At 47.0% G+C, this 24,082-nt stretch carries 27 protein-coding genes, 1 tRNA gene and 1 pseudogene; 16 read left to right on the top strand and 13 right to left on the bottom strand.

What is annotated here, in order from left to right:
- Window positions 1–30: 30 nt before the first annotated feature.
- The 4 genes from LKE53_05050 to nth form a co-directional block, all read right to left on the bottom strand.
- Window positions 31–801, bottom strand: coding sequence for a methyltransferase domain-containing protein (locus LKE53_05050; GenBank protein ID MCH3972123.1), 771 nt, complete (start codon window positions 799–801; stop codon window positions 31–33).
- 111 nt (window positions 802–912) lie between these two features.
- Window positions 913–1,740: a Cof-type HAD-IIB family hydrolase gene (locus LKE53_05045; protein ID MCH3972122.1), complete on the bottom strand. Its 828-nt coding sequence runs from the start codon at window positions 1,738–1,740 to the stop codon at window positions 913–915.
- Entirely contained in the window at window positions 1,730–2,266 is a 537-nt protein-coding gene (locus LKE53_05040) for a cysteine hydrolase (protein MCH3972121.1), read from the bottom strand. Before LKE53_05040 ends, LKE53_05045 begins: the two co-directional genes overlap by 11 nt.
- Window positions 2,263–2,916, bottom strand: coding sequence for an endonuclease III (nth, locus tag LKE53_05035; GenBank protein ID MCH3972120.1), 654 nt, complete (start codon window positions 2,914–2,916; stop codon window positions 2,263–2,265). Before nth ends, LKE53_05040 begins: the two co-directional genes overlap by 4 nt.
- Before the next feature lie 183 nt (window positions 2,917–3,099).
- On the opposite strand from nth, the gene LKE53_05030 reads away from it, so the two are divergent.
- From LKE53_05030 to LKE53_05010, 5 genes are all read left to right on the top strand, one after another.
- Window positions 3,100–4,353 carry a serine hydroxymethyltransferase gene (locus LKE53_05030; GenBank protein MCH3972119.1) on the top strand — a complete coding sequence of 418 codons (1,254 nt, stop codon included), beginning with the start codon at window positions 3,100–3,102 and terminating at the stop codon, window positions 4,351–4,353.
- A 41-nt stretch (window positions 4,354–4,394) separates the two neighbouring features.
- Window positions 4,395–5,678 carry a replication-associated recombination protein A gene (locus LKE53_05025; GenBank protein ID MCH3972118.1) on the top strand — a complete coding sequence of 428 codons (1,284 nt, stop codon included), beginning with the start codon at window positions 4,395–4,397 and terminating at the stop codon, window positions 5,676–5,678.
- Between the two features lie 44 nt (window positions 5,679–5,722).
- On the top strand, window positions 5,723–6,385 hold the full coding sequence (locus LKE53_05020; protein ID MCH3972117.1) for a flavin reductase: 663 nt from the start codon (window positions 5,723–5,725) through the stop codon (window positions 6,383–6,385).
- Window positions 6,386–6,550: 165 nt separating this feature from the next.
- A complete protein-coding gene (locus tag LKE53_05015) occupies window positions 6,551–7,396 on the top strand; it encodes a transketolase (GenBank protein MCH3972116.1) in 846 nt (281 codons plus the stop codon).
- Window positions 7,396–8,340 carry a transketolase family protein gene (locus LKE53_05010; protein MCH3972115.1) on the top strand — a complete coding sequence of 315 codons (945 nt, stop codon included), beginning with the start codon at window positions 7,396–7,398 and terminating at the stop codon, window positions 8,338–8,340. Before LKE53_05015 ends, LKE53_05010 begins: the two co-directional genes overlap by 1 nt.
- A gap of 53 nt (window positions 8,341–8,393) precedes the next feature.
- Here the strand turns inward: LKE53_05010 and LKE53_05005 are convergent, their stop codons facing one another.
- On the bottom strand, window positions 8,394–9,392 hold the full coding sequence (locus LKE53_05005; protein ID MCH3972114.1) for a glycosyltransferase family 2 protein: 999 nt from the start codon (window positions 9,390–9,392) through the stop codon (window positions 8,394–8,396).
- A gap of 28 nt (window positions 9,393–9,420) precedes the next feature.
- Entirely contained in the window at window positions 9,421–10,683 is a 1,263-nt protein-coding gene (locus tag LKE53_05000) for a hemolysin family protein (GenBank protein MCH3972113.1), read from the bottom strand.
- A 178-nt stretch (window positions 10,684–10,861) separates the two neighbouring features.
- On the opposite strand from LKE53_05000, the gene LKE53_04995 reads away from it, so the two are divergent.
- Window positions 10,862–10,937, top strand: a tRNA-Ala gene (locus LKE53_04995).
- Window positions 10,938–11,099: 162 nt separating this feature from the next.
- Here the strand turns inward: LKE53_04995 and LKE53_04990 are convergent.
- Entirely contained in the window at window positions 11,100–11,396 is a 297-nt protein-coding gene (locus LKE53_04990; protein ID MCH3972112.1) for a hypothetical protein, read from the bottom strand.
- 282 nt (window positions 11,397–11,678) lie between these two features.
- The gene (locus LKE53_04985; GenBank protein MCH3972111.1) at window positions 11,679–12,323 is read right to left on the bottom strand and encodes a recombinase family protein; all 645 of its coding nucleotides are present in this window, start codon (window positions 12,321–12,323) and stop codon (window positions 11,679–11,681) included.
- 124 nt (window positions 12,324–12,447) lie between these two features.
- Between LKE53_04985 and LKE53_04980 the strand changes: the two genes are divergently transcribed.
- Window positions 12,448–12,714 (top strand): transposase, encoded by a 267-nt coding sequence (locus LKE53_04980; GenBank protein ID MCH3972110.1) that lies wholly within the window; start codon window positions 12,448–12,450, stop codon window positions 12,712–12,714.
- Between the two features lie 229 nt (window positions 12,715–12,943).
- On the opposite strand, the gene LKE53_04975 is transcribed toward LKE53_04980, so the two are convergent.
- Complete coding sequence (locus tag LKE53_04975) at window positions 12,944–13,462, bottom strand: hypothetical protein (protein MCH3972109.1); 519 nt, start codon at window positions 13,460–13,462, stop codon at window positions 12,944–12,946.
- 505 nt (window positions 13,463–13,967) lie between these two features.
- On the opposite strand from LKE53_04975, the gene LKE53_04970 reads away from it, so the two are divergent.
- A complete protein-coding gene (locus tag LKE53_04970; protein MCH3972108.1) occupies window positions 13,968–14,150 on the top strand; it encodes a hypothetical protein in 183 nt (60 codons plus the stop codon).
- Window positions 14,138–14,323: pseudogene (locus LKE53_04965) on the top strand (AAA family ATPase). Before LKE53_04970 ends, LKE53_04965 begins: the two are co-directional and overlap by 13 nt.
- 368 nt (window positions 14,324–14,691) lie before the next feature.
- On the opposite strand, the gene LKE53_04960 reads toward LKE53_04965, so the two are convergent.
- Window positions 14,692–15,165 carry a tryptophan-rich sensory protein gene (locus tag LKE53_04960; GenBank protein ID MCH3972107.1) on the bottom strand — a complete coding sequence of 158 codons (474 nt, stop codon included), beginning with the start codon at window positions 15,163–15,165 and terminating at the stop codon, window positions 14,692–14,694.
- Window positions 15,166–15,276: 111 nt separating this feature from the next.
- Between LKE53_04960 and LKE53_04955 the strand changes: the two genes are divergently transcribed.
- The 7 genes from LKE53_04955 to LKE53_04925 all read left to right on the top strand — a co-directional run bounded on the left by LKE53_04955 (window position 15,277) and on the right by LKE53_04925 (window position 19,126).
- Window positions 15,277–15,549 carry a hypothetical protein gene (locus LKE53_04955; protein MCH3972106.1) on the top strand — a complete coding sequence of 91 codons (273 nt, stop codon included), beginning with the start codon at window positions 15,277–15,279 and terminating at the stop codon, window positions 15,547–15,549.
- Window positions 15,537–15,863, top strand: a complete 327-nt coding sequence (locus LKE53_04950) for a hypothetical protein (protein MCH3972105.1) — start codon at window positions 15,537–15,539, stop codon at window positions 15,861–15,863. The genes LKE53_04955 and LKE53_04950 overlap by 13 nt, the downstream gene beginning before the upstream one ends.
- A 12-nt stretch (window positions 15,864–15,875) precedes the next feature.
- The gene (locus tag LKE53_04945; protein MCH3972104.1) at window positions 15,876–16,805 is read left to right on the top strand and encodes a polymorphic toxin type 50 domain-containing protein; all 930 of its coding nucleotides are present in this window, start codon (window positions 15,876–15,878) and stop codon (window positions 16,803–16,805) included.
- Complete coding sequence (locus LKE53_04940) at window positions 16,802–17,032, top strand: hypothetical protein (protein MCH3972103.1); 231 nt, start codon at window positions 16,802–16,804, stop codon at window positions 17,030–17,032. The genes LKE53_04945 and LKE53_04940 overlap by 4 nt, the downstream gene beginning before the upstream one ends.
- Window positions 17,033–17,285: 253 nt before the next feature.
- Window positions 17,286–17,567: a hypothetical protein gene (locus LKE53_04935; GenBank protein MCH3972102.1), complete on the top strand. Its 282-nt coding sequence runs from the start codon at window positions 17,286–17,288 to the stop codon at window positions 17,565–17,567.
- Window positions 17,568–17,720: 153 nt separating this feature from the next.
- Complete coding sequence (locus tag LKE53_04930; GenBank protein ID MCH3972101.1) at window positions 17,721–18,488, top strand: phage portal protein; 768 nt, start codon at window positions 17,721–17,723, stop codon at window positions 18,486–18,488.
- A 287-nt stretch (window positions 18,489–18,775) separates the two neighbouring features.
- Window positions 18,776–19,126 carry a ribosomal-processing cysteine protease Prp gene (locus LKE53_04925; GenBank protein MCH3972100.1) on the top strand — a complete coding sequence of 117 codons (351 nt, stop codon included), beginning with the start codon at window positions 18,776–18,778 and terminating at the stop codon, window positions 19,124–19,126.
- A gap of 496 nt (window positions 19,127–19,622) precedes the next feature.
- On the opposite strand, the gene LKE53_04920 is transcribed toward LKE53_04925, so the two are convergent.
- The 3 genes from LKE53_04920 to LKE53_04910 form a co-directional block, all read right to left on the bottom strand.
- The gene (locus LKE53_04920; GenBank protein ID MCH3972099.1) at window positions 19,623–20,675 is read right to left on the bottom strand and encodes an IS30 family transposase; all 1,053 of its coding nucleotides are present in this window, start codon (window positions 20,673–20,675) and stop codon (window positions 19,623–19,625) included.
- Between the two features lie 202 nt (window positions 20,676–20,877).
- Window positions 20,878–21,414 (bottom strand): acetylglutamate kinase, encoded by a 537-nt coding sequence (locus LKE53_04915; protein MCH3972098.1) that lies wholly within the window; start codon window positions 21,412–21,414, stop codon window positions 20,878–20,880.
- Between the two features lie 144 nt (window positions 21,415–21,558).
- The gene (locus LKE53_04910; GenBank protein MCH3972097.1) at window positions 21,559–23,907 is read right to left on the bottom strand and encodes an HAD-IC family P-type ATPase; all 2,349 of its coding nucleotides are present in this window, start codon (window positions 23,905–23,907) and stop codon (window positions 21,559–21,561) included.
- Window positions 23,908–24,082 lie beyond the last annotated feature (175 nt).

Genomic DNA, 24,082 nt, shown 5'->3' with positions numbered 1-24,082 from the left:
TTGCCAAAGGTCTCTTTTTTACAGCATTTTTCAGTTGGCTTTCCGCGCCAAATAGAGGTCAATCGTATCGTAAAGATGGATATTTCCGCCGGCGGCATTGAGCCCGGCCCGCATTTCTTGCTCAAAGGCAGCCCTGCGTGCAGGGGAAAGAGCACGGTGGTCAGAGTAGGTGTTCAGCAGGCTGATATAGGCATCTGATGAAAGGACTCTGACTCTGTGATAGAGTTTGCACTGAATATCAATGAATCCGTGGTCTTTCAGCTTTACTTTGTATTTTTCACAGTCTGCTTCTCCAAATTCTTTCGGTGCAGCATCAGCCGGACGATATTTTTGGTATACCTGCAGATTTATGCGATTGGTTTTGTCTTCCCGCCGGTTTGGAAAAGGGTGGTTCCAAAACAGGGCCACTGCACCGCGGGGCTTTAAAATATACAGAACTTTATCAAAGGCCGCTTCGGGTAGCCAATGAAATGCAGTAGCGGCGTATACCAAATCCAATGAATTTTCTGCTGCTGGTATTTCCATAAAATCAGCTGTTTGAATCTGAAAATTTTGAAAGGTATGGAATTTGGCCGCTGTATATGCGCTGAGGTTTTTCCCCAGTTCAACAGCAGTGACGAAACAGCCGGTTTTTAAAATCGGCAGGGTTGCCTGGCCCGTGCCAATTCCAATTTCCAGCGCTTTGCTGTGGGTGGATAAAGCAGAATAAGCCAAAACATCCCGAAATAATTCGGCGGGGTAGGCGGGTCTGGAGTGCTCATAGTTTTTAGCGTCTTCGTCAAAAGAAAGCTGTTTGTCCAAGGAATGTGTCTCCTTCGTTTTTGCTGCGGCAGTCAAATCAAAAAAGGCAGCGGGTTAAGAGAACCTGCTGTCAATTCTATATTTTAGATTATCTCGTTTGCAGTGTAAATTTCAGGAAAAGAGAAAGCGTGTAATTGCTTTGGCAAGGCCGTCGCTGTCGCAGCTGTCCGTTACAAAAGAAGCATGCTGTTTTACCTGGTCACTGGCGTTTCCCATTGCAACGCTGGTGCCGGCCCAGTCAAGCATAGGCAGGTCATTGTGCCCGTCTCCTATTGCCATCACTTCCGCCGGCGAAAGATTTAGCAGCGAGGCCAAGGCTTTAAGCCCGCCGCCTTTGGTGGCGGTTCTGTTTGTCAATTCAATTGTGCTTTCTATCGTTTTTGTGACAGCCAATTCCGGCCACGCAGAAAAAACATCCCAGCATTGTCTGCATTCCTGTAAATCCAAAAAGAGAGAAAAGACTTTTTCCGGGCGCAGATGACCGCCGCGTACAAATGCAGAAAGGCTGTCTTTCGGCGTACGAGAGCGGAGAAAGTTTTTGACATGATAGGGGTCTACACCGAATTGTGAGGGATTTTGGTACTTTTCTGTACTGGTATAGGCTTTGCCGTCAATGTAAACATCGGCCGAGGCACTCTTGTACTGCTGCAGCTGCGCCAAAATGCGCAGCGCAAGGGAACAGCTCATTAAATCCTGATGAAGCACTTTCTTCTGTGCGCGGTCATATACAACAGCGCCGTTGCTGCACAGATAATACCGAATTCCTTTTACTTTTTCAAGTTCTGGCGGCAGGCCGGTGTATTGTCGGCCAGAGGCCGGCACAACATAAATGCCCGCCTGCACTGCACGCTCCAGTGCAGCTTGGTTTCCGGGGGAGAGGGTGTTCATGCTGTTTAAGGCTGTGCCGTCCATATCAATTGCAAGCAGTTTAATGTTCATCAGCATGCCTCATGACCTGAATCTGCATACTTTCCATACAGCGCAGCGCTTCTTCGTTTTGTGTCTGGTCTGCTGCGCCGGTGCAGGCGGAATCTACTAAGACATCAGCTTCAGGTAAAGCAGCTTTTGTGAGCACTGCATTTGCCAAAACACAGATATTGCTGACCAGCCCGCACAGTTCCACAGAACTGTACTGCCCGTCCTGTAGAAATGGAATTAAATCCGCACAACCAAAACAGGGCTTTTCGAATTTACGGCAGTTCTGTAGCAGCCCGGCGGCGCGGCCGTACAGTTTCCAGCCGGGTGTCCCTTTTACACAGTGCACTACAGGCAGGGCCTTTCCCTCTGCAGTATGCAGGTAGTCTGGTGTATGGGTATCCATTGTATAAATCACATCGCACCCAGCGCTGAGGTATGCGGCAATCTTTTGACAAATCGGTTTTTCCAGCTGCTCCGCGGTCGGAAAGCCGAGACTGCCGGTGACAAAGTCATTTTGAAAATCCACAACAATGAGAAGCTTTTTCATAGTTCGCTGGTTTCCTCCTGTGAAGCTGTATAAGTTTTGCAGAATTCGCGCATACAGCAAATTTGGCATTTAGGGCTGCGGGCAGTGCATACGGCTCGCCCGTGCAGCACCAGCCGGTGGCAGAAATCGTTGCTTTCTTCCGGCGGCAGCACTTTTCGCAGCTGCATTTCCACTTTTTTGGGGTCTTTCCCGGTGGAAAGCCCCAGCTTACCGCAGATACGGATGCAGTGGGTGTCGGTGACAACAGCAGGTTTGTGGTAGATATCGCCGAGAATCAGATTGGCGGTTTTGCGGCCCACGCCGGGCAGCTTTGTCAGCGCTTCCAAGGTATCGGGGACAGTACCGCCAAAGTCATCGCGCAGCATTTTGCACATGGCGCAGATGTCGCGTGCTTTGGTTTTGTACAGGCCGCAGGAGTGGATGTATTCGCCAACCTCCTCTGGGGTGGCTTCACAAAAAGCCTCTAGTGTAGGAAAGCGGGCAAAAAGTGCGGGTGTCACTTTGTTGACACGTGCGTCGGTGCACTGTGCAGACAGCCGGGTGGCAATCAGCAGCTGCAGCGGTTTTGTATAAAGTAGGGAGCACACAGCCCCCGTATATTCTTTTTTCAGTGCGTCAACTGCCAGCAGTGCCCGCTCTTTTGTTGTCATAATGCACATACCGCCTTTTTAGAATTTGTCGGTTTTATTTTACTGCAAAAGGTTAAAATAGTAAAGGAAAAGAGCCCCGGAACACCGAAAAGCTTCCTTTTCAGCACTTTCTTGTATAGAAGTGTTGAGTTTTTTTACCTCTGACGGTATAATAAAGAAAATTGACTGCAAGGAGAAAAAGATATGTATAAGGACATAATGGACACGATCGGGTTCGTAAAAAAAGCTGATCCAGAGGTTGGCAGCGCTATGCAGGATGAGCTTGCCCGCCAGCGCCGCAACTTGGAACTGATTGCTTCTGAAAATATCGTTTCCCCGGCTGTCATGGCAGCTATGGGCAGCGTACTGACCAACAAATATGCCGAAGGTTACCCTGGCAAGCGCTATTACGGCGGTTGCCAGTATGTCGATGTCGTAGAGGAGATTGCCCGTCAGCGCGCCTGCGAGCTTTTTGGGGCCGAGCACGCTAATGTGCAGCCGCATTCCGGCGCACAGGCCAATATTGCCGTCTATTTTGCCTTGCTTAAGCCCGGCGATACCGTCATGGGTATGAATCTTACCGAGGGCGGCCACTTGACACACGGCTCTCCGGTCAATCTTTCCGGTAGTTATTTTCATTTTGTTCCTTATGGGGTTGATGCCAAAACCGGCCGTATTGATTATGATAAACTGATTGAGCAGGCGAAAGAAGTTAAGCCAAAGCTGATTGTCGGCGGCGCCAGCGCTTATCCGCGTGTCATTGACTTTAAGAAATTCCGCGAAGCAGCAGACGCCTGCGGCGCAATTCTGATGATTGATATGGCACATATTGCCGGTTTGGTTGCGGCAGGCGTGCATCCCAACCCGGTCGAGTATGCGGATATTGTCACAACAACGACCCACAAAACGCTGCGTGGCCCGCGTGGTGGCATTATCCTCTGCAAAGAGAAATATGCGAAAGCAATCGACAAGGCAATTTTCCCCGGCACACAGGGAGGCCCTCTCATGCACATCATTGCAGGCAAGGCGGTTTGCCTGGGTGAGGCGCTCAAGCCTGAATTTAAAGTCTATGGCCAGAAGATCGTAGAAAATGCCAAAGCTTTGGCAGACGGCCTGCTACGCCGCGGGGTCAAGCTGGTTTCCGGCGGCACCGACAACCATCTGCTGCTTGTTGACTTGACCGGTATGGACCTGACTGGCAAGGAACTGGAAACCCGCTTGGATTCTATTCGGATTACAGCAAATAAGAATACGGTTCCGGGTGAGACCCGCAGTCCGTTCAAGACTTCTGGTCTGCGCCTTGGCACGCCGGCCGTAACGACCCGCGGTATGCAGCCGGCAGATATGGACATCATTGCTTCCTGCATTGCCGACTCTATCAATGATTTTGAAGGAACAAAAGAAGCTTCCCTTGCAAAGGTGGATGCTCTGTGCAAAAAGTATCCGCTGTACGAGTGAGGCGCTAGCTCGTAAGCTTTGCCGAAAAGGAAGTGGAAATCTTGTCAGCTCCTCTTGCAGACCGTATCCGTCCGCAGACCTTGGACGAGATTGTCGGCCAGCGTCATCTTTTGGGGCCGGGGCGTCCTTTGCGCCGCATTATTGAGAGCGGAGAGATTCCCAACCTGGTTTTTTACGGACCTTCCGGCGTGGGCAAAACAACGCTTGCCTCAATTATCGCAAAACGCACGAAAAAGCATCTGTATAAATTAAATGGCACCTCTGCCTCTACAGCCGATATTCGCTCTATCGTCAGCAAAGTTGGCACTTTGGAAGCGGTCAACGGCATTCTGCTGTATCTCGATGAAATTCAGTATTTTAATAAAAAGCAGCAGCAGACTTTATTGGAGTTTATCGAAAATGGGGACATTACCCTGATTGCTTCCACAACAGAAAATCCCTATTTTTATGTGTACAATGCCGTCTTAAGCCGCTCTACCGTATTTGAGTTTAAATCTGTAACACCGGAAGAAATCGTTCCAGCGGTGGAGCGCGCATTTCGCTTCCTTTCCGAAGAACGCGGAAAGCCGATTACAGCAGATAAAGAAGCTGTGCGCCGCATTGCGTTTTCTTGCGGCGGGGATGTACGCAAAGCGATGAATGCAGCTGAGCTCTGTGCGCTTGCGGCGGAAGAAACAGATGGTGCCCTGCATGTAAGCCCTGACCTTGCGGAAGAGCTGACCCAGAGCAGTGCCCCGCGGTATGACCGCGAGGGAGACGAGCATTACGACATTGTTTCTGCTTACCAAAAATCCATGCGCGGTTCTGATGCAAATGCGGCGCTGCACTATTTGGCGCGTTTGCTTGCAGCGGGGGATTTGCCCTCTGCCTGCCGGCGGCTGATGGTCTGTGCTTGTGAAGATGTTGGCCTTGCTTATCCGCAGATTATCCCGATTGTCAAGGCGGCAGTAGATGCCGCACAGATGGTTGGCCTGCCAGAGGCACGCATTCCTTTGGCGGACGCGGTCATTTTGGTCTGCCAGTCGCCGAAAAGTAATACTGGCGAGGCGTCCATTGATGCGGCATTGGCAGATGTACAAGCCGGCAAAGGTGGCCCAGTGCCGCGCTGTCTGCAGAATAAGCATTATGACGGCGACGATGTCAGCAAAAAAGGGCAGTTTTACAAATATCCGCACAGCTTTCCTGGGCACTGGGTGGCGCAGCAGTATTTGCCGGATGCCCTGCAGGGCAGCGTATATTATCATCCCGGCGACAATAAAATAGAGCAGTCTTATGCGGCTTATTGGAGCCGCATTAAAGATCAGACCGGATCAGGTGGTAAATAAAACTGCCGCACCGGTTTGGTTATTTCGATTCTGGGAGGTTCTGTATGAAAAACGAGTCTCTTTTCAGCCTCACGTATGGCATGTATGCAATCGGTGTAACAGATGGCCGGTATCCCTCTGCGTGCATTGCCAATACAGTGACCCAGGCTTCTAATCATCCAAATCTGCTGACGGTCAGTCTCAACCGCAACAACTATAGTTGCGAATGTATTCGCAGAAACGGTCTGTTTACCGTCAGTGTGCTCAGTGAAGATACCTCTGGTGCAGTTATCGGTGCGCTGGGCTTTACTTCTGGGCGAAGCGGCGAAAAGCTTGCGAATATCCGCTATAAAATGCTGCGTGAAGGGGTTCCGGTTATTAAGGAAAACAGCTGCTGCTGGTTTTTGTGCAAAGTTGTCGATTCTATGGAGACGCCGACCCATACCGTCTTTTTAGCAGAAATTTTAGCGGGAAGCGACAAGGTTGTCGGTACGCCGATGACCTATTCGTACTATCACCGCGTGATAAAGGGCAATGCGCCAAAAAATGCCCCGACTTACCAGGAACCTACACCGGACCGCTCTGGCAATGACGGCGAGTCTTTGGTCTGCACAGTTTGTAGCTATGTGTACAATGACCCGATTACGCCGTTTGAGGAGCTGCCGGAAAGCTGGGTATGCCCGGTGTGCGGCGCGCCAAAATCCGCTTTTGTACGCAAGCGGGTATAAAAAGAAGCTGACTGCAGTTCGTCTGCGGTCGGCTTTTTTCTTTTCTGCACAAAAAAGTTTCTGCTGCTTTGGCACCATTCACGCTTTTTAAGAACTTACTTGTTTGAGATACAGGAAGAGTGTATAATGAACCCATGAGCATACAAAAACTTCAGGAGGGATATCATGAACAGCACGGAAAAGAAAGCACTGAAGATAACTGCCTGCAAAGTTCGTATGGGCATTATCGAAGGCGTCTATCATGCACAGTCCGGTCATCCCGGCGGTTCACTTTCAGCTGCGGATCTTTTTACCTATCTTTACTTTAAAGAGCTTCGCATTGACCCGAAAAATCCAAAAGATCCTGACCGCGATCGTTTTGTGCTGAGCAAAGGCCACACCTGCCCAGGCCTTTATGCCGCTTTGGCAGAGCGCGGGTATTTTTCAAAGGAAGAGCTCAAGTCGCTGCGCCACATTGGCGCTATGCTGCAGGGCCACCCGGATATGAAGCACACCCCCGGCATTGATATGAGCACCGGTTCTTTGGGCCAGGGAATTTCTGCCGCGTGCGGTATGGCACTGGCAGGGAAAATGGATAAAAAGGATTACCGTGTATATGCCCTTTTGGGCGACGGCGAGCTGGAGGAAGGCCAGGTTTGGGAGGCCTCTATGTTTGCAGGCCACCATAAACTGGACAACCTCTGTATTGTAGTTGACTCCAATGGTCTGCAGATTGACGGCCCGGTTGCCGAAGTCGGCGGCCCGCAGCCAATCGATAAAAAATTTGAAGCTTTTGGTTTTGCTGTTCAGACGATTAACGGCCATTGCTTTGATGATATGGAGAAAGCTTTTGCTAAGGCGCGCTCTGTAAAGGGCAAGCCCTCCTGTATTATTATGAATACAACAAAGGGCAAAGGTGTTTCTTATATGGAAAACCAGGTCGGCTGGCATGGAAAGGCTCCTAATGAAGAGCAGTATCATCAGGCAATGACAGAACTAAATGCTGAGCTTGACAGACTGGAGGCAGAATGATGGCTGAGATGGTAAAAAAAGCAACACGTGAATCGTTTGGTCTGGCGGTTACAGCAGCAGCGAAAGATAATCCTAACATTGTTGTGCTGGATGCCGACCTTGCGCAGGCTACCAAAACAGCGATTTTCAAAAAAGCTTATCCAGAGCGCTTTGTCGATGTCGGTATTGCAGAGTGCAATATGATTGGTATTGCGGCCGGTTTGGCTACCTGCGGCAAAATCCCTTTTGCTGCAAGCTTTGCCATGTTCAGTGCAGGCCGTGCCTTTGAGCAGGTCCGCAACTCTGTCGGTTACCCGCATTTGAATGTAAAAATTGTTGGTTCTCATGCAGGTATTTCTGTAGGTGAGGACGGCGCTACACATCAGTGTCTGGAGGATATTGCCCTTATGCGCACTATTCCGGGCATGGTTGTGCTGAACCCTGCAGACCACTATGAGATGATGGCAGCGGTTCGTGCAGTTGTTGATTACAATGGCCCCTGCTATATACGCCTTGGCCGTCTGCCGGTAGAGAGCATCAATAACAATGATGACTACCACTTTGAAATCGGCAAAGGAATTACCCTGCGTGATGGCAAAGACATTACGGTTGTAGCAACAGGCCTGATGGTAACGGAAGCTGTGAAGGCAGCCGATGCTTTAAAGGCAGAGGAAATTTCCGTTCGTGTATTGGACATTCATACCATTAAGCCGCTGGACAAAGAACTGATTATCAAGGCTGCAAAAGAAACAGGTAAGATCGTTACAGTAGAAGAGCACAATGTCATCGGCGGCCTGGGCGAGGCTGTCTGCAGTGCACTGTGTGAATCGTATCCGGCACCGGTTATCCGCATGGGTACACAAGACTGCTTTGGACATTCTGGCCCTGGCGCTGAACTCCTTAAGGAATTTGGGCTTTGTGCAGACGGCATTGCAAAAACCGTAAAGCAGGTACTTGGCAAGTAATCATAAGTTAATATTATAAATGGTCTCCGCGTTTTTAATGCGAAGACCATTTTTTAATGCTTCTTTTTGCCCACTGTTTGTGAAAGCCCTTTTTGTGCTTTTTGTGGTTTGTAAAACAAGGAAAGAGTTTTCCACTGAAAAATTTTACCGCGCAGCGCTGGGTCTGTATGGCTGCCGATCAGCAGCATCTTATCATATCCGCCCCGGCGCAGATACAGTTTGATTACATTATGGTGGTATCCTTCCTGCAAAAGCCTGTCAATGCAGGAGAGAATCGTTTTAGGAATATACTCTTCCTGATAGAATGAAATCAACTCTGGGCTGCTGCTTTTGCTGCTGTGCAGAATATCTGCAACACGAATCAGTGCATCGATACGCTGCAGGACAGCCGCACCGCAGATAACATCCTTTGCAGGCAGTTCGTGACCAGTATCGCGCTGCAAAAGCAGGGGAGACTGATAAACGCTGTTGGCCAGCAGCAGGCAGCGCAGCAAGAATTCTTCTGCATAGCCGAAACGGCAGTTTTCAGAAAAGCAAATATTGTTTTCCGACAGAAAATGAAAGCGTACAACCACAGCGGAAAGGTCAAGCTGCAGTTCCCCCTTCAGTACATGCAGGGTGTATTCGCTTTGCTTTGGCCCTGTGCCCGGCAGGCGTTTTGCGGCATGACGAGAGCTTTCTTCTGTTTTGCAGCCAAAGATTAGGTCTGCGTGCGTACGCTGTGCATCCCGACAATACTCTGCTGGACAGTTTTGGTATAATTTTTGCGGAAAAAGAAAGGAAACATAAACCCCATGCACGTGTGCTAGGCCGGTATTAAGCCCCGCTGCAATCGTGCTGTTTCCGTTTTGCATGACGCATCCCTGCTGATGTGCAGCGTGCAGCGCCTGTACGGCCTCTAAAACAGTATTGTCTGTAGAGCCTGTGTCTACAATAATCCATTCTGTTTTCGGCAAATCCGCGGCCTTTGAAAAAAGATACTGCAGGGTCTTTGCAATCTTTCGCTCTTCATTGTGTACTGGCAGAATCAGTGATAAAGAGACTTCGGACATTTTTGGTGCCTCCTCAAAAAACCACCGGTCAATCATTTGGCTGTACAGGCTGTCGGCTTTGCAGTACAATCTGCACTGCATGTCTGGCAGAGGTTTTGGTTACTGAAATCGTGTAATTGTGATACTGAAAGGTATCTCCCACAGCAGGAATCTTTCCGAGCTGCTCCATGACCCAGCCGCTTACGGTCATATAATCGAAGTCTTCCGCATTTAAGGGAATGCGGAAAAAGGTAAAGAAATCGTCCAAATCGGCGCTGCAGTTTACTGCATAGCGCTGCTTACCGACCTTGCGAAAATATTGAATCACATGGTCATGCTCGTCCCAGATTTCTCCGACCAGTTCTTCTACGATATCTTCCATAGTAATAATGCCTTCGGTACCGCCAAATTCATCTACCACAACCGCCATGTGTGTCTGGCTTTGCTGTAGTTCATGCAGCAGGTCACTAATATGTACACCAGTGCCTATATAGATAATCTTTTGAATAATCCCCTCAATAGAGGTCATACCAGTGTGCAGTCCACGGAAGAAATCTTTTTCGTGGATCATGCCGATAATGTTGTCAATAGAGCCTTCAAAAACGGGAATACGTGAAAAACTATTGTGAATGAACAAATCTGTAATTTCATCCAGAGAGGCGTCTTTGTCGATTGCAATTACGTCGACGCGCGGGGTTAAAATATCGCCTGCATCCAAGTCGTTAAACTCAATAGCAGAGCGAATAAGGTCACCGTTGCGCTCGTCAATGCCACCGTCGCTTTGTGCTTCGTCCACAATGGTCATCAGGTCATCCTGTGTCATTTTGGCGTTGTCCGGGTGTTTAAAAAGATGTGTCAGCAGACGCTTCCATAAAGAGAAGATCCAGTTTAGCGGGGTAAATAAGATAATCAAAGCATGCAGTGCCGGTGCAACAGACATTGCGTATTGGTCAGCATATTGCTTTGCCAGCCATTTAGGCGTAATCTCGCCAAAAATGAGCACTACAACAGTCATTACAGCAGTGGAAACAGAAACTCCATTTTTTCCCAGCAGATATGTGAAAAAAATCGTTGCCAAGGAAGAAGCAAAGATATTGACAACGTTGTTTCCTATCAAAATAGTAGAAAGCAGATTGTCATAATTATCTGCAATCCGCAGCGTTTGGGCAGCGCGCTTATTACCGCCGGTGGCCATGTTTTTTATGCGCACACGGTTTAGCGTATTGTAAGCCGTTTCAGCGGCAGAAAAGAATGCAGACAAGATAACGCAGAGAATAATCAACGCAAGTTCTGCTGCAAGTGTGTGGTCCATAGTCAGTAGTCAGTCTCCCTATTTATAGAAATCAACCGCATTTTTAACTTGTAATCCATCTGACATAATTTTAACAGGAAAGCGTATCGATTGCAACTGCAAAAAACTTTGAAAAAGGGGTTGCATTTTAAAAGTTTTTGTGATATTATATACAAGCTGCTTAAAACAAAAGCAATTTGGGGCATTAGCTCAGCTGGGAGAGCGCCACACTGGCAGTGTGGAGGTCAGCGGTTCGAGCCCGCTATGCTCCACCAAAGCAAACTTATCCGAACCGGATAAGAGTTCGGAATCACCCTCTGGGGCCAGAAGATATTTCTTCAGGTCGGTGAGGGTGATTTTGTTTCCCACACCGGAATAATTATAGGCAATTACAACTTTATCAGGAAAATAAAAAACAGAATTTACAAAGGTGTCAACTAATTCTTTTTGATTTGATAGTCTGTATCTTTAATGTTTCCGGCGTGAAACTGCTGAAGGAAAAACACAAGCTGGTCATATGTGAAAACCGGGTTCTTAACTTTTTCAGCAGTGATGGCGGTGTGCAGCTGCTCTTTATCCGCCTCTAGCTGTTCCATCCGCTCTTTGGTGGAGGCGGTTACGATGCTTGCCTCCATAGCTGCAATCAGGTTTTTGATGGATTTTTCTGTGGCCTGCAGTTTTGACTCCAGCGGATGCAGCATATCGCTGGATTGAGTATCGAGTACGTCGCTCATAATCAACAACACCGACAGCTATGCGGTCAATGATGCTGTCTTGTAATCTATACTTGTATGTTACGGACAACACTAAATTTTCAATCCAATCCTGCCGTACTGCCCGCTGGTGGCAGCCTTTGCGGCCAATGTGTGATAAGCAGCCATAATAATAAGAGTAGACGGTACTGTTGCGGCTTGTACCACAGCGGCCAACCATGCTTGAGCCGCACGCACCGCAAAACAGTTTGGTAGTCAGCATATAGTCAATGTGCTTGTTTGGTTTGTGGCACCGGTGCTTTTCTACGTCAAATCTTTTCTGCACAGCGGCAAATCCTTTTGCAGAAATAATGGCAGAAATCCCGCCATTAACCCGTGTGCTATTAAATTTATAGATGCCAGTATATTTTTCATTGTGCAAAATTGAGTGCGTGAAAGTTTTGCAGAACGGTTTTCCAGCCCTTTGGCATTCAGCTGCCGGATGATTTCACTTTGCGAGTCACCGGCTACAAAATGTGAAAAGATGTAGCGCACTATTACAGTTTCGGAAGCATCCACAATTATGGTGCCATCTGAAGTAGAACGATAGCCCAGTAGACGCCGAGCACCATTGAATTTGCAATTCAGTGCATTGCCCACCATGCCACGGTGGATATTTTGCGCGAGGTTTGCGATGCAGTATTCGGCGTATTCCCTCCAGCACTGATTCCAGTATGATGCCCTCCGGCCCATCGGGAATTTCCTCTTGGCCGACAACACTTTAACGCCGTTGCGCTTTAGCTTTGCGCGATAATTTGCGCTGTCGTACCAGTCCCGAGCAGAGCGGTCAACTTTGTACACAAGAACGTACTGCCACAACTTTTTACCGCTGTCTTTTATCATCTGCTGGAACTGCGGCCGATGGTCGGTGGTGCCGCTAATGGCTTTATCGGAATATTCATGCAGCACAGTGATGCCTATGCGACCAGCGTATACTTTTCATTCGCGTATCTGGTCTTCAATGGACTCTTCGCGTTGATTGTGGCTGCTGTACCGGGCGTAGATTACGCCATAGCTTTTTCTGCATCGTTCATTGGAAAGCAAGAAAGAAGTTGTAAAGCTACATATTCAGGACGGTCGTACAATTGCCAGCCTTGCTGCCAAATATGGAATCTGTCATGCTGCCGTTTCAAACTGGATTTGCGCTTACCGTGAAGAATGCCAAACAAATGATGCCGCAAAGTCTAAAAATGAATTAATGCAGGAAGTTCGGCAGCTCCGGAAAGAACTTGCAGAGACTGAAAAGGAAAACGACTTTCTAAAAAAAGCAGCGGCATTCTTTGAGAAGGAAATCGATTAGCGGCATATCGATTCATCAAAAAACTTCACAGATATTTCGGAACGCGCTGGCTGTTAAAACGGATGGGAATATTCCCGAATGCATACTACAATTATTTGAAGCAAACCAAGACTGCTTACCGTGCAGGGAAAAGTAGAATTTACCGTAAAATCAAGGATATCTATCACGAATTTGTTGGATTTCTTGGTTACAGAAACATGCGTATTTTCCTTGCAAGGGAGCAGATATTTTAAGCAAAACCACGGTTTACAAATATATGAACAAAGAGCTTCATTTGCAGTGCGTTTGCCGCCGTAAACGTCCTGGGTACAAAAAAAGGACATGCCCACAAAATTTTTCCAAACCTGCTGAACCGCAACTTTGTGGCAGACAAAGCCAATAAGGTTACGCTAATCGTATGGTTGGCTGTTACATTATCAAATGTGTAGCTTGTTGCCGTGCCGATGCTTGATCCGTCAACGGTTACATCTTTAATGTGATACCCCTCGTTAGCTGTAAAATTAAACTTTTTGCTGTCGCCGTGATTTACTGTGATGTTTCCTTGAGGAGACACCGCACCGCTGCTGCCTGTTGCGGCGGTTATGGTGTAGATGTTGATTGCATAATTTCCTTTCACTTCAACCACTTTATCTGGCATAGTAAATGTGGTTGTGCTGTCCGTAGCATTTGCAAGGGTTACACCACCGCTGACAACTGTCCAGCCTGTGAAATGATAGTCGGATTGAGCTGCATTTGCGGTAATGGTCACGGTATCGCCCTCGGCATAAGTGGCAGAGCCTGTTCCATCTGTAACGGTTACAGTATTATGAGCCACATAACCGTAAGAAATTTCAGCGCTTACGGTAACTGCTTTCCCGTCTATGGTTAAGTCCTCGGTTATGGTAAAACTTTTCTGTGTACTTGCGGCGTTTGCCGATATGGGAAGTACGATTGTGCCGAGAATAGCAAAGCACAGAAGTATCGCAATATACTATATAAACAATTAAATATGTCATATTTCAGCAAGAAATTCAACCACACAAGTATGAACGATGAAGCACTTGATTTCATTTTGTATGAAACAGGTGCTTTTTTGCGCCAAAAACACACAAAACAGTACAAAGCCGCCTTTGAGTATAAACAACATTACCCCATTTTTGGAAAGGGCTTAAAGAGCGAAAAAATCACGATTATCGCCCCGAGAACTTGCAGAAATGAGGGTGTAATGGTTACTCTCGGCGGCTGTAATTATTTCAAAACAAGGAGGACAAACAATGCCCCGAATGAACAAGAAGCGGAAGGAGAAATGGGCACTCTTTCTAAACCACCGAAACCGTATCACCTACAACGAACTATGCTGCAAATGCAGATATACCTGTAAGCAAAGCTTTCGTGTGTTGGTGATTGAATGTCCTAAATTTCAAAAGACAGGAACGCAACACAAATGGAAAAATTAGAAATCACGAAAGCAAGTGAAATCACAGTACAAAGCATTGACTGGCTTTGGTATCCGTATATTCCTTATGGCAAGGTTACTGTTTTGCAGGGCGATGCAGGAGACGGTAAGAGCACCTTTATTCTGAAACTTGCGGCTATGCTCACCCGTGGAGAGCCGATGCCGTTTACAGACGGAGACGGACAAGAGCCTGCAGCATAATCCGTGGGGGTATCAGGTGAATGTCAATCATCCACAAGTGCGGCCAATCTATGAGCGTTATAAATTTAACTACCTGCACTTGCCGAACTGATGTCCGTTGTCTGACTCAAAACGATTTGAATTTGAAGCTTACATATGAAAACGGATGCTTGATGTCTAGAAATGAACTTTTAGAAAGAGGAGATTGCCTAATGTGCGAAGAATGCGGAGCAGATACCTGCCCAAGCCATGTCATATATACATCCGCCATTCAAGCGGCAGAGCTACGCCAGTACGAAAGTACATGACTGAGTCCAGAAGGAATTGAGAAGATGAAGAAATTTGGAAACACCAGAGGATCATTATCTGTTTAAAATCCATACGCCGCAGTTCAAATATGCGGCGAAAGTTACCCACAGTAAGTATGGAATCTGCAAAAATGCCGCGGTGTGATTGATTTTGTAGAAAGAAATAAGCATTGCCAAAATTAAAACCCAAAGAAGAAGAATCCAGATAAACGCTAATAAATAATTCTGCACATTGAAGAAAATCAGCGGCCAGATAAAGTTTGCAGCCAGTTGCATGCCGTAAAGAGTCAGGGCTTTTCGATTGCCAGTATTAGAATCAGATGTGTAAACGAGGTAAGCGGAAATACCCATCAAAGAAAATAGAATCGTCCAGACAATGGGAAACAAAAAAGCGGGTGGGGAAAGTGGCGGCTGATTCATGCTTTGAAAAGCTGCAACATGGTCTTTCGTGAGAAGCCCAGACAAGCCGCCAGTTGCCAATGGAATTAGCAGACTGATGAGAAGCGGCTTCCACTGAATTGTTTTCATAGTGACCACCTTCCATTTTTGTTTTAGTATATGTACTTATTATCAAAAAAATCATAAGAAATGGGAATGAGAATGGCAGCCAGAGAAAATTAGGAAAAGAAAGCATGGCTTATGCGTGGGGAGGCTGCAGAGAAAAAGATAAAAGAACTGCGTGAAGAGCTGGAGCAGTGGGAAGCGGAGTCACACAGCAATGCCGAAAAAGCACAGCAGAGCCTGCGCTTGCTGTATGAGCAGGCAAGCAAAGACCTGCAAAAGCGCGTAAATAAGATTTTTGACGCTTATGTTGATTACGCTGGAATTGACGAGCAGAGTGCCTGTGAACTGCTGTCTGTACAGGAAAGCAGTATAAAGGAACAGGCAACCCCGAAGCCTTGGCAAAGTTGAATGCTCCTGCTTACGGGTACCGAATCAGCCGCTTGCAAGCGGCACGCCGGGCGGTTGAAGCTGAACTTGATAAACTTGCCGCACAGGAGGAAAAGGCAGGCACAGGGCAGCTCGTGGATACCAACGATAAATCGTATTACAAGACCGCTTATGACACACTGCCGGAATTGCCGGGGACGCCAGTTGCGCCGCTCTCACAAAATGTGGTTGGGGAAGCAATAGAAAACAAGTGGGATGGCAAGAACTACTCCGAACGGGTGTGGCAGAATCGCGACAAGCTGGCACAGGAGGCCGGCAGAATCATTGACAGTTAAGCAGCATCCGGTGTGTCTGTTGTACAAATGACGCGGGAGTTTGCCGACTTGATGGATGTTGGCTCTTACGCTGCTGCCCGCCTTATCCGAACAGAAATTAACCGGATGCACAACAATGCCGCGCTGGAGTCCTACAAAGCAATGGGGCTGAAAGAATACAAGTACCTTGCTACGCTGGACTGCCGCACCTGCGCCGTTTGCGGTGCATTGGATGGTAAGGTATTCAAAGTCAGTGATGCGAAGACCGGTGTAAATTTTCCACCAATACATTCCAATGACCGATGCACCATTACGCCGGTAGTGCCCGGTATGGCAGAGAGCGGCGGCCGCGCTGCCTGCGACCCAGAAACCGGTAAGAACTACATGGTACCGGCGGGCATGACCTATGAGGGCTGGCGCAGGAGCATTGCTGAAAAATACGGTGCCGACAGCATCAGAACAGCGCAAAAGAAATACTGGAACCGAAAATCAGATGCCGAGCAGATGAAAGCGATGCGCAAAGTGCTGGGAAAAGATGTACCAAACCGTATTGCAGATTTCCAGCAACTGAAGTATAATGATGATGACAGTTGGGTACGATTACAGCAGGCCTATAAAGACCAGCCAATCCGTAACCGCATTCAGTCGGATGCACAGCCAAAAGTAATTGACGAAGGGAAGCAGGGCAAACATATCCTTGGACATAACAATTATCAGGAAGGAAAAAGCTACCTGATAATTTCCATGAATGAAGCACAAAAGCTAGTTGATAAATTTGCGGGTACCGGTGAAATTTTGCGGGACCGGAAAGGTGCATGGAAGCATCAAGAATCAATACAAACAGACAGCATTATAGGGTTCGTGGTAGACGAAATTACTAGAGAGGCCGTTCCGACTGGTGATTTTAAGATCCATTACGGTAAGTCAGGAACCCACATTGTACCATTAAGGAGAATAAAATGAACTTATATAATGCTCTTCACAATATAAAAAAACAGCATGGCCTTCATGAGAAGACCGTGCTAAAAATCGTTTGCACTGACGGACAAATTCTCCGGGGAACATATTGCAATTATGTACAGGCATTAGATAATGAGCCTGAAATTGCAGAAGTAGATATACGCGATTTGCGTACCACAGGACTGATAGGAATACTTGAAACTGAGATTGATAGCATTTCGGTCGAATAAATACCGCCTGCTGAAACAGCACAGCGGTATTTTTATACACATTTTGCCCTGAGCATGGCGCTAAAAGGATCGCTTTTACGCAATTTCCCCAGGACTGGCGGTGATTTACAAGCACCAGTGCCCGCACACGCGGGTGACGTGACCGCGGCCTTATAAGCAAAACGTCGCTTAATTAGGCGGGAAAACACATAGGGGGAACCATGAACATGCCGATTATCTAAAGAAGATTTTTGATGCAGCAGGCAAAGACAATATGGCACTGGCAGAAATTACGCATGCTGCAAACAACGACAAGTCAGCAAAGTTTGTTGATCTGAAAGACGGCGGTTATGTTGATGAAAGCAAATACGCAGCGCAGTCAGCACAGCTTACAACAGCCAAAAACACCATTGCTCAGCAGAAAGCGGCTATTGACTCTTTCGGCGGCCGTGGACATTGGCAACCTGCAAAAAAACTTGCCGCCGAAAAGAAAGGAGAATACCTGTATGAACCAGTGCCTTTCCAGGACAATGCCATGGCAATGTTGCGTTATTAGATTGAACAGGAGCGGCGGGCAAAGCCAAAGCTAAGCTGAAATATTTTACAGGGATATAATGTTTCGTCTTCCGAAAGAAACGGAAATGACGCTCACAATACTATCGGAATTTTTGGATAAACATCGCGGGAGGTTGACAGGAAATATAAAAAGATGCATGACGCCTATGTGAGTGATCATGATATCCTCCATGCGGCAGCAAAGCCGGAAAACAAGCCTGATAACAGGATTGTAGTCAACTTTCCAAAGTACATAGTTGATACGATGAACGGATTTTTTATCGGTAACCCAATTAAAGCCACTTGCAACGATGCCAGGTATCCGACTTTGTTGATTATCTGGACCAGTACAACAACCAGAATGACAATAACGCCGAGCTATCGAAAATTTGTAGCATATACGGTTATGGATTTGAGATGTACTACACGGACGAAAATGCGGCTTTATAACCTCACGATGAAAGTAAACCGGCTGGAAATGCTCAAGGCCAATATCGGGCTTGAACTGATGACAACCAAGGGGAATAGTGAAATAATATATTCTCCGAATTCTTCGGAAAAAATTGTGAAGTCTATCGGCGCAAAGTCGGCGTCTTACCCAACTGCTGAGAACCCATTTACAGGGGGACAGATGGAGTTCGTTGATGGTACATACTTCAAATATCCACCGGATCATACAATGGCGGGCAAGGGCAGCAAAACAGGAAGACAAATCGATGATATTAGCAGGCTTGTGAATGATTATAACTGCGATGCTGAAGGATGGCAGAAAGAAAAAGCGCGATATCAAGTCTATGATGAATACAGCGAAATTCGGGAAGTCGAACTGCACTGGTATCAGCACTATGATATTGGTAGAGTTGAGTATAAAATAAAGTTAAACGAAAGGGATGAAATGTATGTCGACGAATGGAACGATTAAAGTGAAATATATACTTGATAAGCCAAATGGCGATTTCCAAAAGGGCATAATATATGATGTTCGAAGGCCGAAATGTTCCAATGCTGAAAAGTGGCTTGCCTATACGGATAAGCATGGTGATCACTATGCTTATCCTTCATCTTGGTTTGAGATTATTGAGGCAAAGAACGCCAGTTCTTAGGTATTCGAGACAACGCCGTAAACGAGAATTTAATAGAGTGGGTTTAAGCACTTTACATTACTCGTAGGGTGCTTTTTCTATGCCCATTTTTAAGGAGTGATGCCAATTGCTTGAAATTCGCCGCCATAATGGCGGCTTTGTGATATCCGGCCACGCAGGGTACGCAGAACGCGGGCAGGACATTGTCTGTGCGGCGGTATCGGCGTTGGTGCAGACTTTTATCGCATCGATCGAAGAATTAACCAAAGACCACATAACAAGTGATATAAGGGCCGGAAAGGCCGTTATATGCTACAGAAATTTATCGGAGAGCGCGCGGCTCCTGCTAGATTCCTTTTTTGTTGGCGTTCGGATGATCGCTGAAGATTATCCCGCAAACGTGCGGATTGTGCAGGGCGGCACGATGTTAAACTGTCAGGACAAAAAACAAGCGAAAGTTTCAAAAATTCGGGGGTAAAGAATTATGAAAAAGCAGAAAATTTATTTACAGCTTTTTGCAGACGGCGGGGAAGGCACCCTGAACCAGAGCAGCGCAGGTGCACAAGCGCACAGGCACTGGCACAAAAAGTCAGTACGATGGTAGAAAAAACCGTTAGCGCCGTTAAAACTTTAGATAATACAGCAAAGCCATATCTACAGACATTGGCGGACGGATTTAACAAAATCAAAGGCCCTGCCACTCAAGCAGTATCCGCAATCGGGAAGGCAACTCTGAAATTTCTTTAAAGAAAGTGCGAAAGTCAAAAAGATGTTTAGAACCGTTGCTGATACAGTGGCAAAAGCAATTGTAAAACTTTCTGAAGTAAACCGCATGGTTAAGTCATTTTGGCTTATCTGTGCGGCTTTATTTTTTGTTCTTAACTCATTCATTGTTTATTTGTTGTTCATACAATGAATTTTAAACGAAAATTGCAATAACAAATTGAACACTCAGAAAGAATAAAAGTGTGGGGTCATGGCCGAGCACAAATCAAGTCAAGTTGGGCATCGAACAGTTCTTCTGGTGCGAGGTAACCAAGCCGCTTTCTCGGCAGTGCGTTTATCTCATCTGCAAACATTTGGACAGCTTCATTAAAGTAGTTTTGAATGGACACCCCTTTAGGTATGAAACGCCTCAAGACACGATTTGTACGCTCATTTACTGGCCGCTCCCAAGCGGAATAAGGATGTGCGAAATAGACGGTAGTTCCCAATGCCTCAAATGCAGAAAAAGCTGCGAATTCACTGCCATTATCCGTTGTAATACTGCGGAATATCTCGCCGAATCGTTCCCCAAACTGGTCGTGCAACTGCCTCATAGCATCGGCGATTCCGTTCGTTGTTTTCCCATCTACCCGAAAGGCGAGACAGTAGCCGGTCAATCGCTCCACAATGGTAAACACTACTGGCTCACCTTTCTTTTTTCGTCCAAGCACCGTGTCCGATTCCCAGTGGCCAAAGGTGTTTCGCTGATTCACTTCGGCCGGCCGTTCATCCAGACTTTTGCCGTTCAAACGTTTGGAAATGCGGGGGTTCCCACGCTTTCTCCTTGTCAGAGCCTCAGGAAGATCAAAGGGCGTAAGCACTATTTCGCCTTTCCAAAGAAGGTTATAGAGTGTTTTGGTACAGGAGATTTCATCTGCGGGAAACAAGCCTTTGCTCCTTGCATGGCCTACGCAGGCATCGAACGACCATTTATGCACACGCACCTGCTCCGCTGTCCAGCGAAGGAAGGCCGAGTCTCTTGGTATGCTTCTGGTGCGGCGGCAGTGGCTGCGGTTCGCACAGTATACGGCGGCTCCTCTCTTTGCAGTGTATCCGGGCCTGCGACCGTGACCGCAATAAGGAGGCGTTCCGCGCTGCAGCTCATAACCGACGGTTGATGGGCTGCAATTGATCATCCGGGCGACGGCTCTGTTTGAATATCCTAGCTTTTTTAGTTGTTGGATTGCTCCCCGTTCTTCTGCTCTCAGGTGCTGTCCACGCTTGCGTTCTGCCGAGATTATGATAGAATGACTATATTCCATGGCGTTTGGTCCCTTCTGTCAGAGTTTTGTGTGGTAACTTTATTCTAACAGATGAGTCCATTCACCATGGACCTTTTTATGTGTTCAATTCGATTTTACAATTTACCAATGAATTTTAAACAACGAGGGAAATTTTGCTTTTTCTAAAAAGTATCAAGCAGTAGAGAACAAAAAAGCCGCCTAAAGGCGGCCATTCACCAGATTATGAAAATTGTCTGATTATTCCCTCGGCCATATAGTCGCCCATCGCCAAAGCCTGGCAGCTGATTAGGTCGTACTTTGCAATATCTTTTTCATAATTTCCATTCAGCCGGTACACTGCCTCTTCTTCGGTCATTTTTAAATGTTCATCTAAAAGACATTTCCATTTTTCCTTTGACCAGTACGGATTGATGCAGGCTAAATATTCTGCAATCTCTTCGGCATTTGCATACCATTTTTTCCGTTCTGTATTTGCTAAGTCTGTATTTCCTGCTTTTAATGCGCCAACGAGTGCTCCTGCAATCGAGAGATGCTCGGCCAAAAGTTGCTGAAATTTTTGGGCTTTTTTGCTGCCATAATAGTTGCAGAGGATTTTTGCAAAATCGGCGGGATTTCTCATCAGCCGCTCTGTAACATACTTTAAATCGTCCAGAGATGCTGCGGTACTGATGATAAAAGAACGGGTCCACATTACGTGTTGTGTCCATAAGTCACGAAAAGTATCTGTTAAAGCTGCTTTACAGCAAAGCTGATTCATAAAAAGCTCCTTGCCTCGGGTTTTCGGAAGAGCCTGCTATATAAAGTATGCAGAAACCGAGTCGTTTGTTAGCAGCCACAACAGAACAGCGTGTATAAAAGAAGCGGCGGGACAGGTGTATCATCTGTCCCGCCGCTTCTTTGGTCAGCCGACCCGGCGCATTAAGATCCGTTCAATCAAGTGCAGGAACATCATAAACATGCTGACCGAGGCAAAAATCAGCGGCAGTAAAACCAACAGCATTGATGCATTAAGCGGTGTCAGGCTGAATATACTTCCGCAGAAAATATACGCCAGCAAAAACAAAACACACATAGAAACAAACAGCAGTACATGTTTTCCGTTAAACGGCATACATACACGAAATAGAATCATCAGCATAGTAAAAGCCATCAGGACGACAGCTGTTGTAGAAAGCTGGTCATACGGCAACTGTACATAGAAATTGACAGCTTCCAGCAGCAAAACACTGAAGACCATCGTCAACGTTCCGGGAATCGCTTTCTTGATAATATTTCGCATAAAACTACCATGCACACGTTCGCGGTTGGGTTCCAGTGAAAGCACAAAAGACGGGAAACCGATTGCAAGTGCATTCAGTAGAGTAAACTGAATGGGCTGGAAGGGGTAGCGGCTTTGAATGAAAATGAAGCAGACAGCAAGAATTGTGCTGAAAAAAGCTTTGATTAAGAACAGGGAAGAGGAGCGCTGCAGGTTGTTAATCGAGCGCCGGCCTTCGGCAACAATGTGAGGCATTGAGGCAAAGTCTGAGTCAAGCAGCACAATCTGTGAAACAGTGCGTGCCGCATCGCTGCCAGAGGCCATGGCAATGCTGCAGTCGCTTTCTTTCAGCGCCAACACATCGTTTACGCCGTCTCCTGTCATTGCTACCGTATGCCCGTCTGCTTTCAGAGCCTTTACAATCTGCAGTTTCTGCTGCGGTGTGACCCGGCCGAAAATGGTGTATTTTTTTACCGCTTTCCGAATATCTTCTTCTGTCTGCAGAGTAGTGGCATCGACCCAGCGGTCGGCGTGTTCCAAGCCTGCTTTTTCAGCAATATTTGCAACAGTAACGGCGTTATCGCCGGAGATTACTTTTAGGTTAACATTTTGGTCGGCAAAATACTGCAGTGTTTCACGGGCACTTTTGCGTATCCGGTCACTCAAAAACAACAGGGCAATCGGCTCAATGTCTGTTGGCAGCGTACGGCCGTCGTCGCCGAAAGGCTGTGTGCTGTGTGCCAGCAGCAAAACCCGCTGCCCTTTCTTTGCGGCTGCATCGGCTTTGGCGCGCAGGGTGTCAAACCGGTTGCCCAAAATGAACTCTCCAGCACCAACTACATAAGTGCCCCGCTGTGCAAAATAGACGCCGCTCCATTTGCGTGCGGAGGAAAACGGAACCGCGGATTGACTTTCCCAGCCAGGGTCATTTGGATATTTTTCTTTCATTGCTTCTGCGGTTGGGTTGGAGTCGTGCAGGGTATGTGTGACAGCCGCTACAGCATCTGCAAGCTGCTCCGGCGTAAATTGATTCGTCAAAGGCTCCATTTCATCTACTTGCATGGTTCCTTCTGTAATTGTGCCTGTTTTATCCAGACAGATTGTATCCACGCGGGCAAGCGTTTCAATTGAGTATAGTTCCTGCACTAATGCGTTGCGAAAAGAGAGGCGCACAACACTGCTTGCCAGCACGATGCTTGTCAACAGGACCAGACCTTCTGGTACCATGCCGACCAGTGCAGCAACAGTGCTGACAATTGCTTGGGCGTAGGTCGAGTGAGAGAGCACTGTTTCTTTATAGAACAAAGCCAAACCAACCGGAATCAATGCAAAGCCGATAATGCGGATAATCAGATTGATGCTTTTCATGATCTCGCTGTTTGTCTTTTTTACGTACTTAGCACTTCCGGTTATCTTTGCGGCATAGTTGTCCCGGCCAACATGCTCTACCTGTGCACGGCAGGTGCCAGAGACGATAAAGCTTCCGGAAAGCAGGTGGTCACCCGGCTGCTTGAGAATGGGGTCGCTTTCGCCGGTAATGAGGGACTCGTTGACTTCACAGGTGCCATCAGCAATGACGCAGTCAGAGCAGATTTGGTTTCCGGTTGTCAGCTGTACAATATCGTCCAACACAATTTTTGCAACTGGCACATCCCAAAGTTTTCCATCCCGCAGCACATGCGCTTTTGGGGCAGAAATAAGCGACAGCTTATCAATGGTCCTTTTTGCGCGGATTTCCTGGAAGCAGCCGACAACCGTGTTGCAGACCATAACCCCCATAAAAAGCATATTTTTGTAAGAGCCAACGGAAAAAACAAGAGCGCCTAAAACCAAGTTTAAAATATTGAATGGCGTAATGATGTTTTTTCGGATAATCTGATTGACGCTCTGTGTTTTTATCTCGTCCTCACCGTTGACAAGACCTTGCTGCACCCGCGCATGCACTTCTTCGCGGGAGAGGCCGGCCTTAACATCGGTTGGCAAACGCTCCATAGACTTGCACTCCTTATTAGACACAAAATCCATACTGAAAGCTATTATACTATATTTTGTCTGTACACGGGCAGAAAAAGTACGCTTTTTTTAAAAGCTTTTCGATTTGTTCACAGATAGGAACATTAGTGTACAAAGCAGACAAAAAGTTATTATAATTTTTGACGGATTCAGC

Source organism: Oscillospiraceae bacterium, assembly GCA_022483045.1.
GTDB lineage: Bacteria > Bacillota > Clostridia > Oscillospirales > Acutalibacteraceae > Caproicibacterium.
This window is presented reverse-complemented; position numbering and strand designations above follow the sequence as displayed.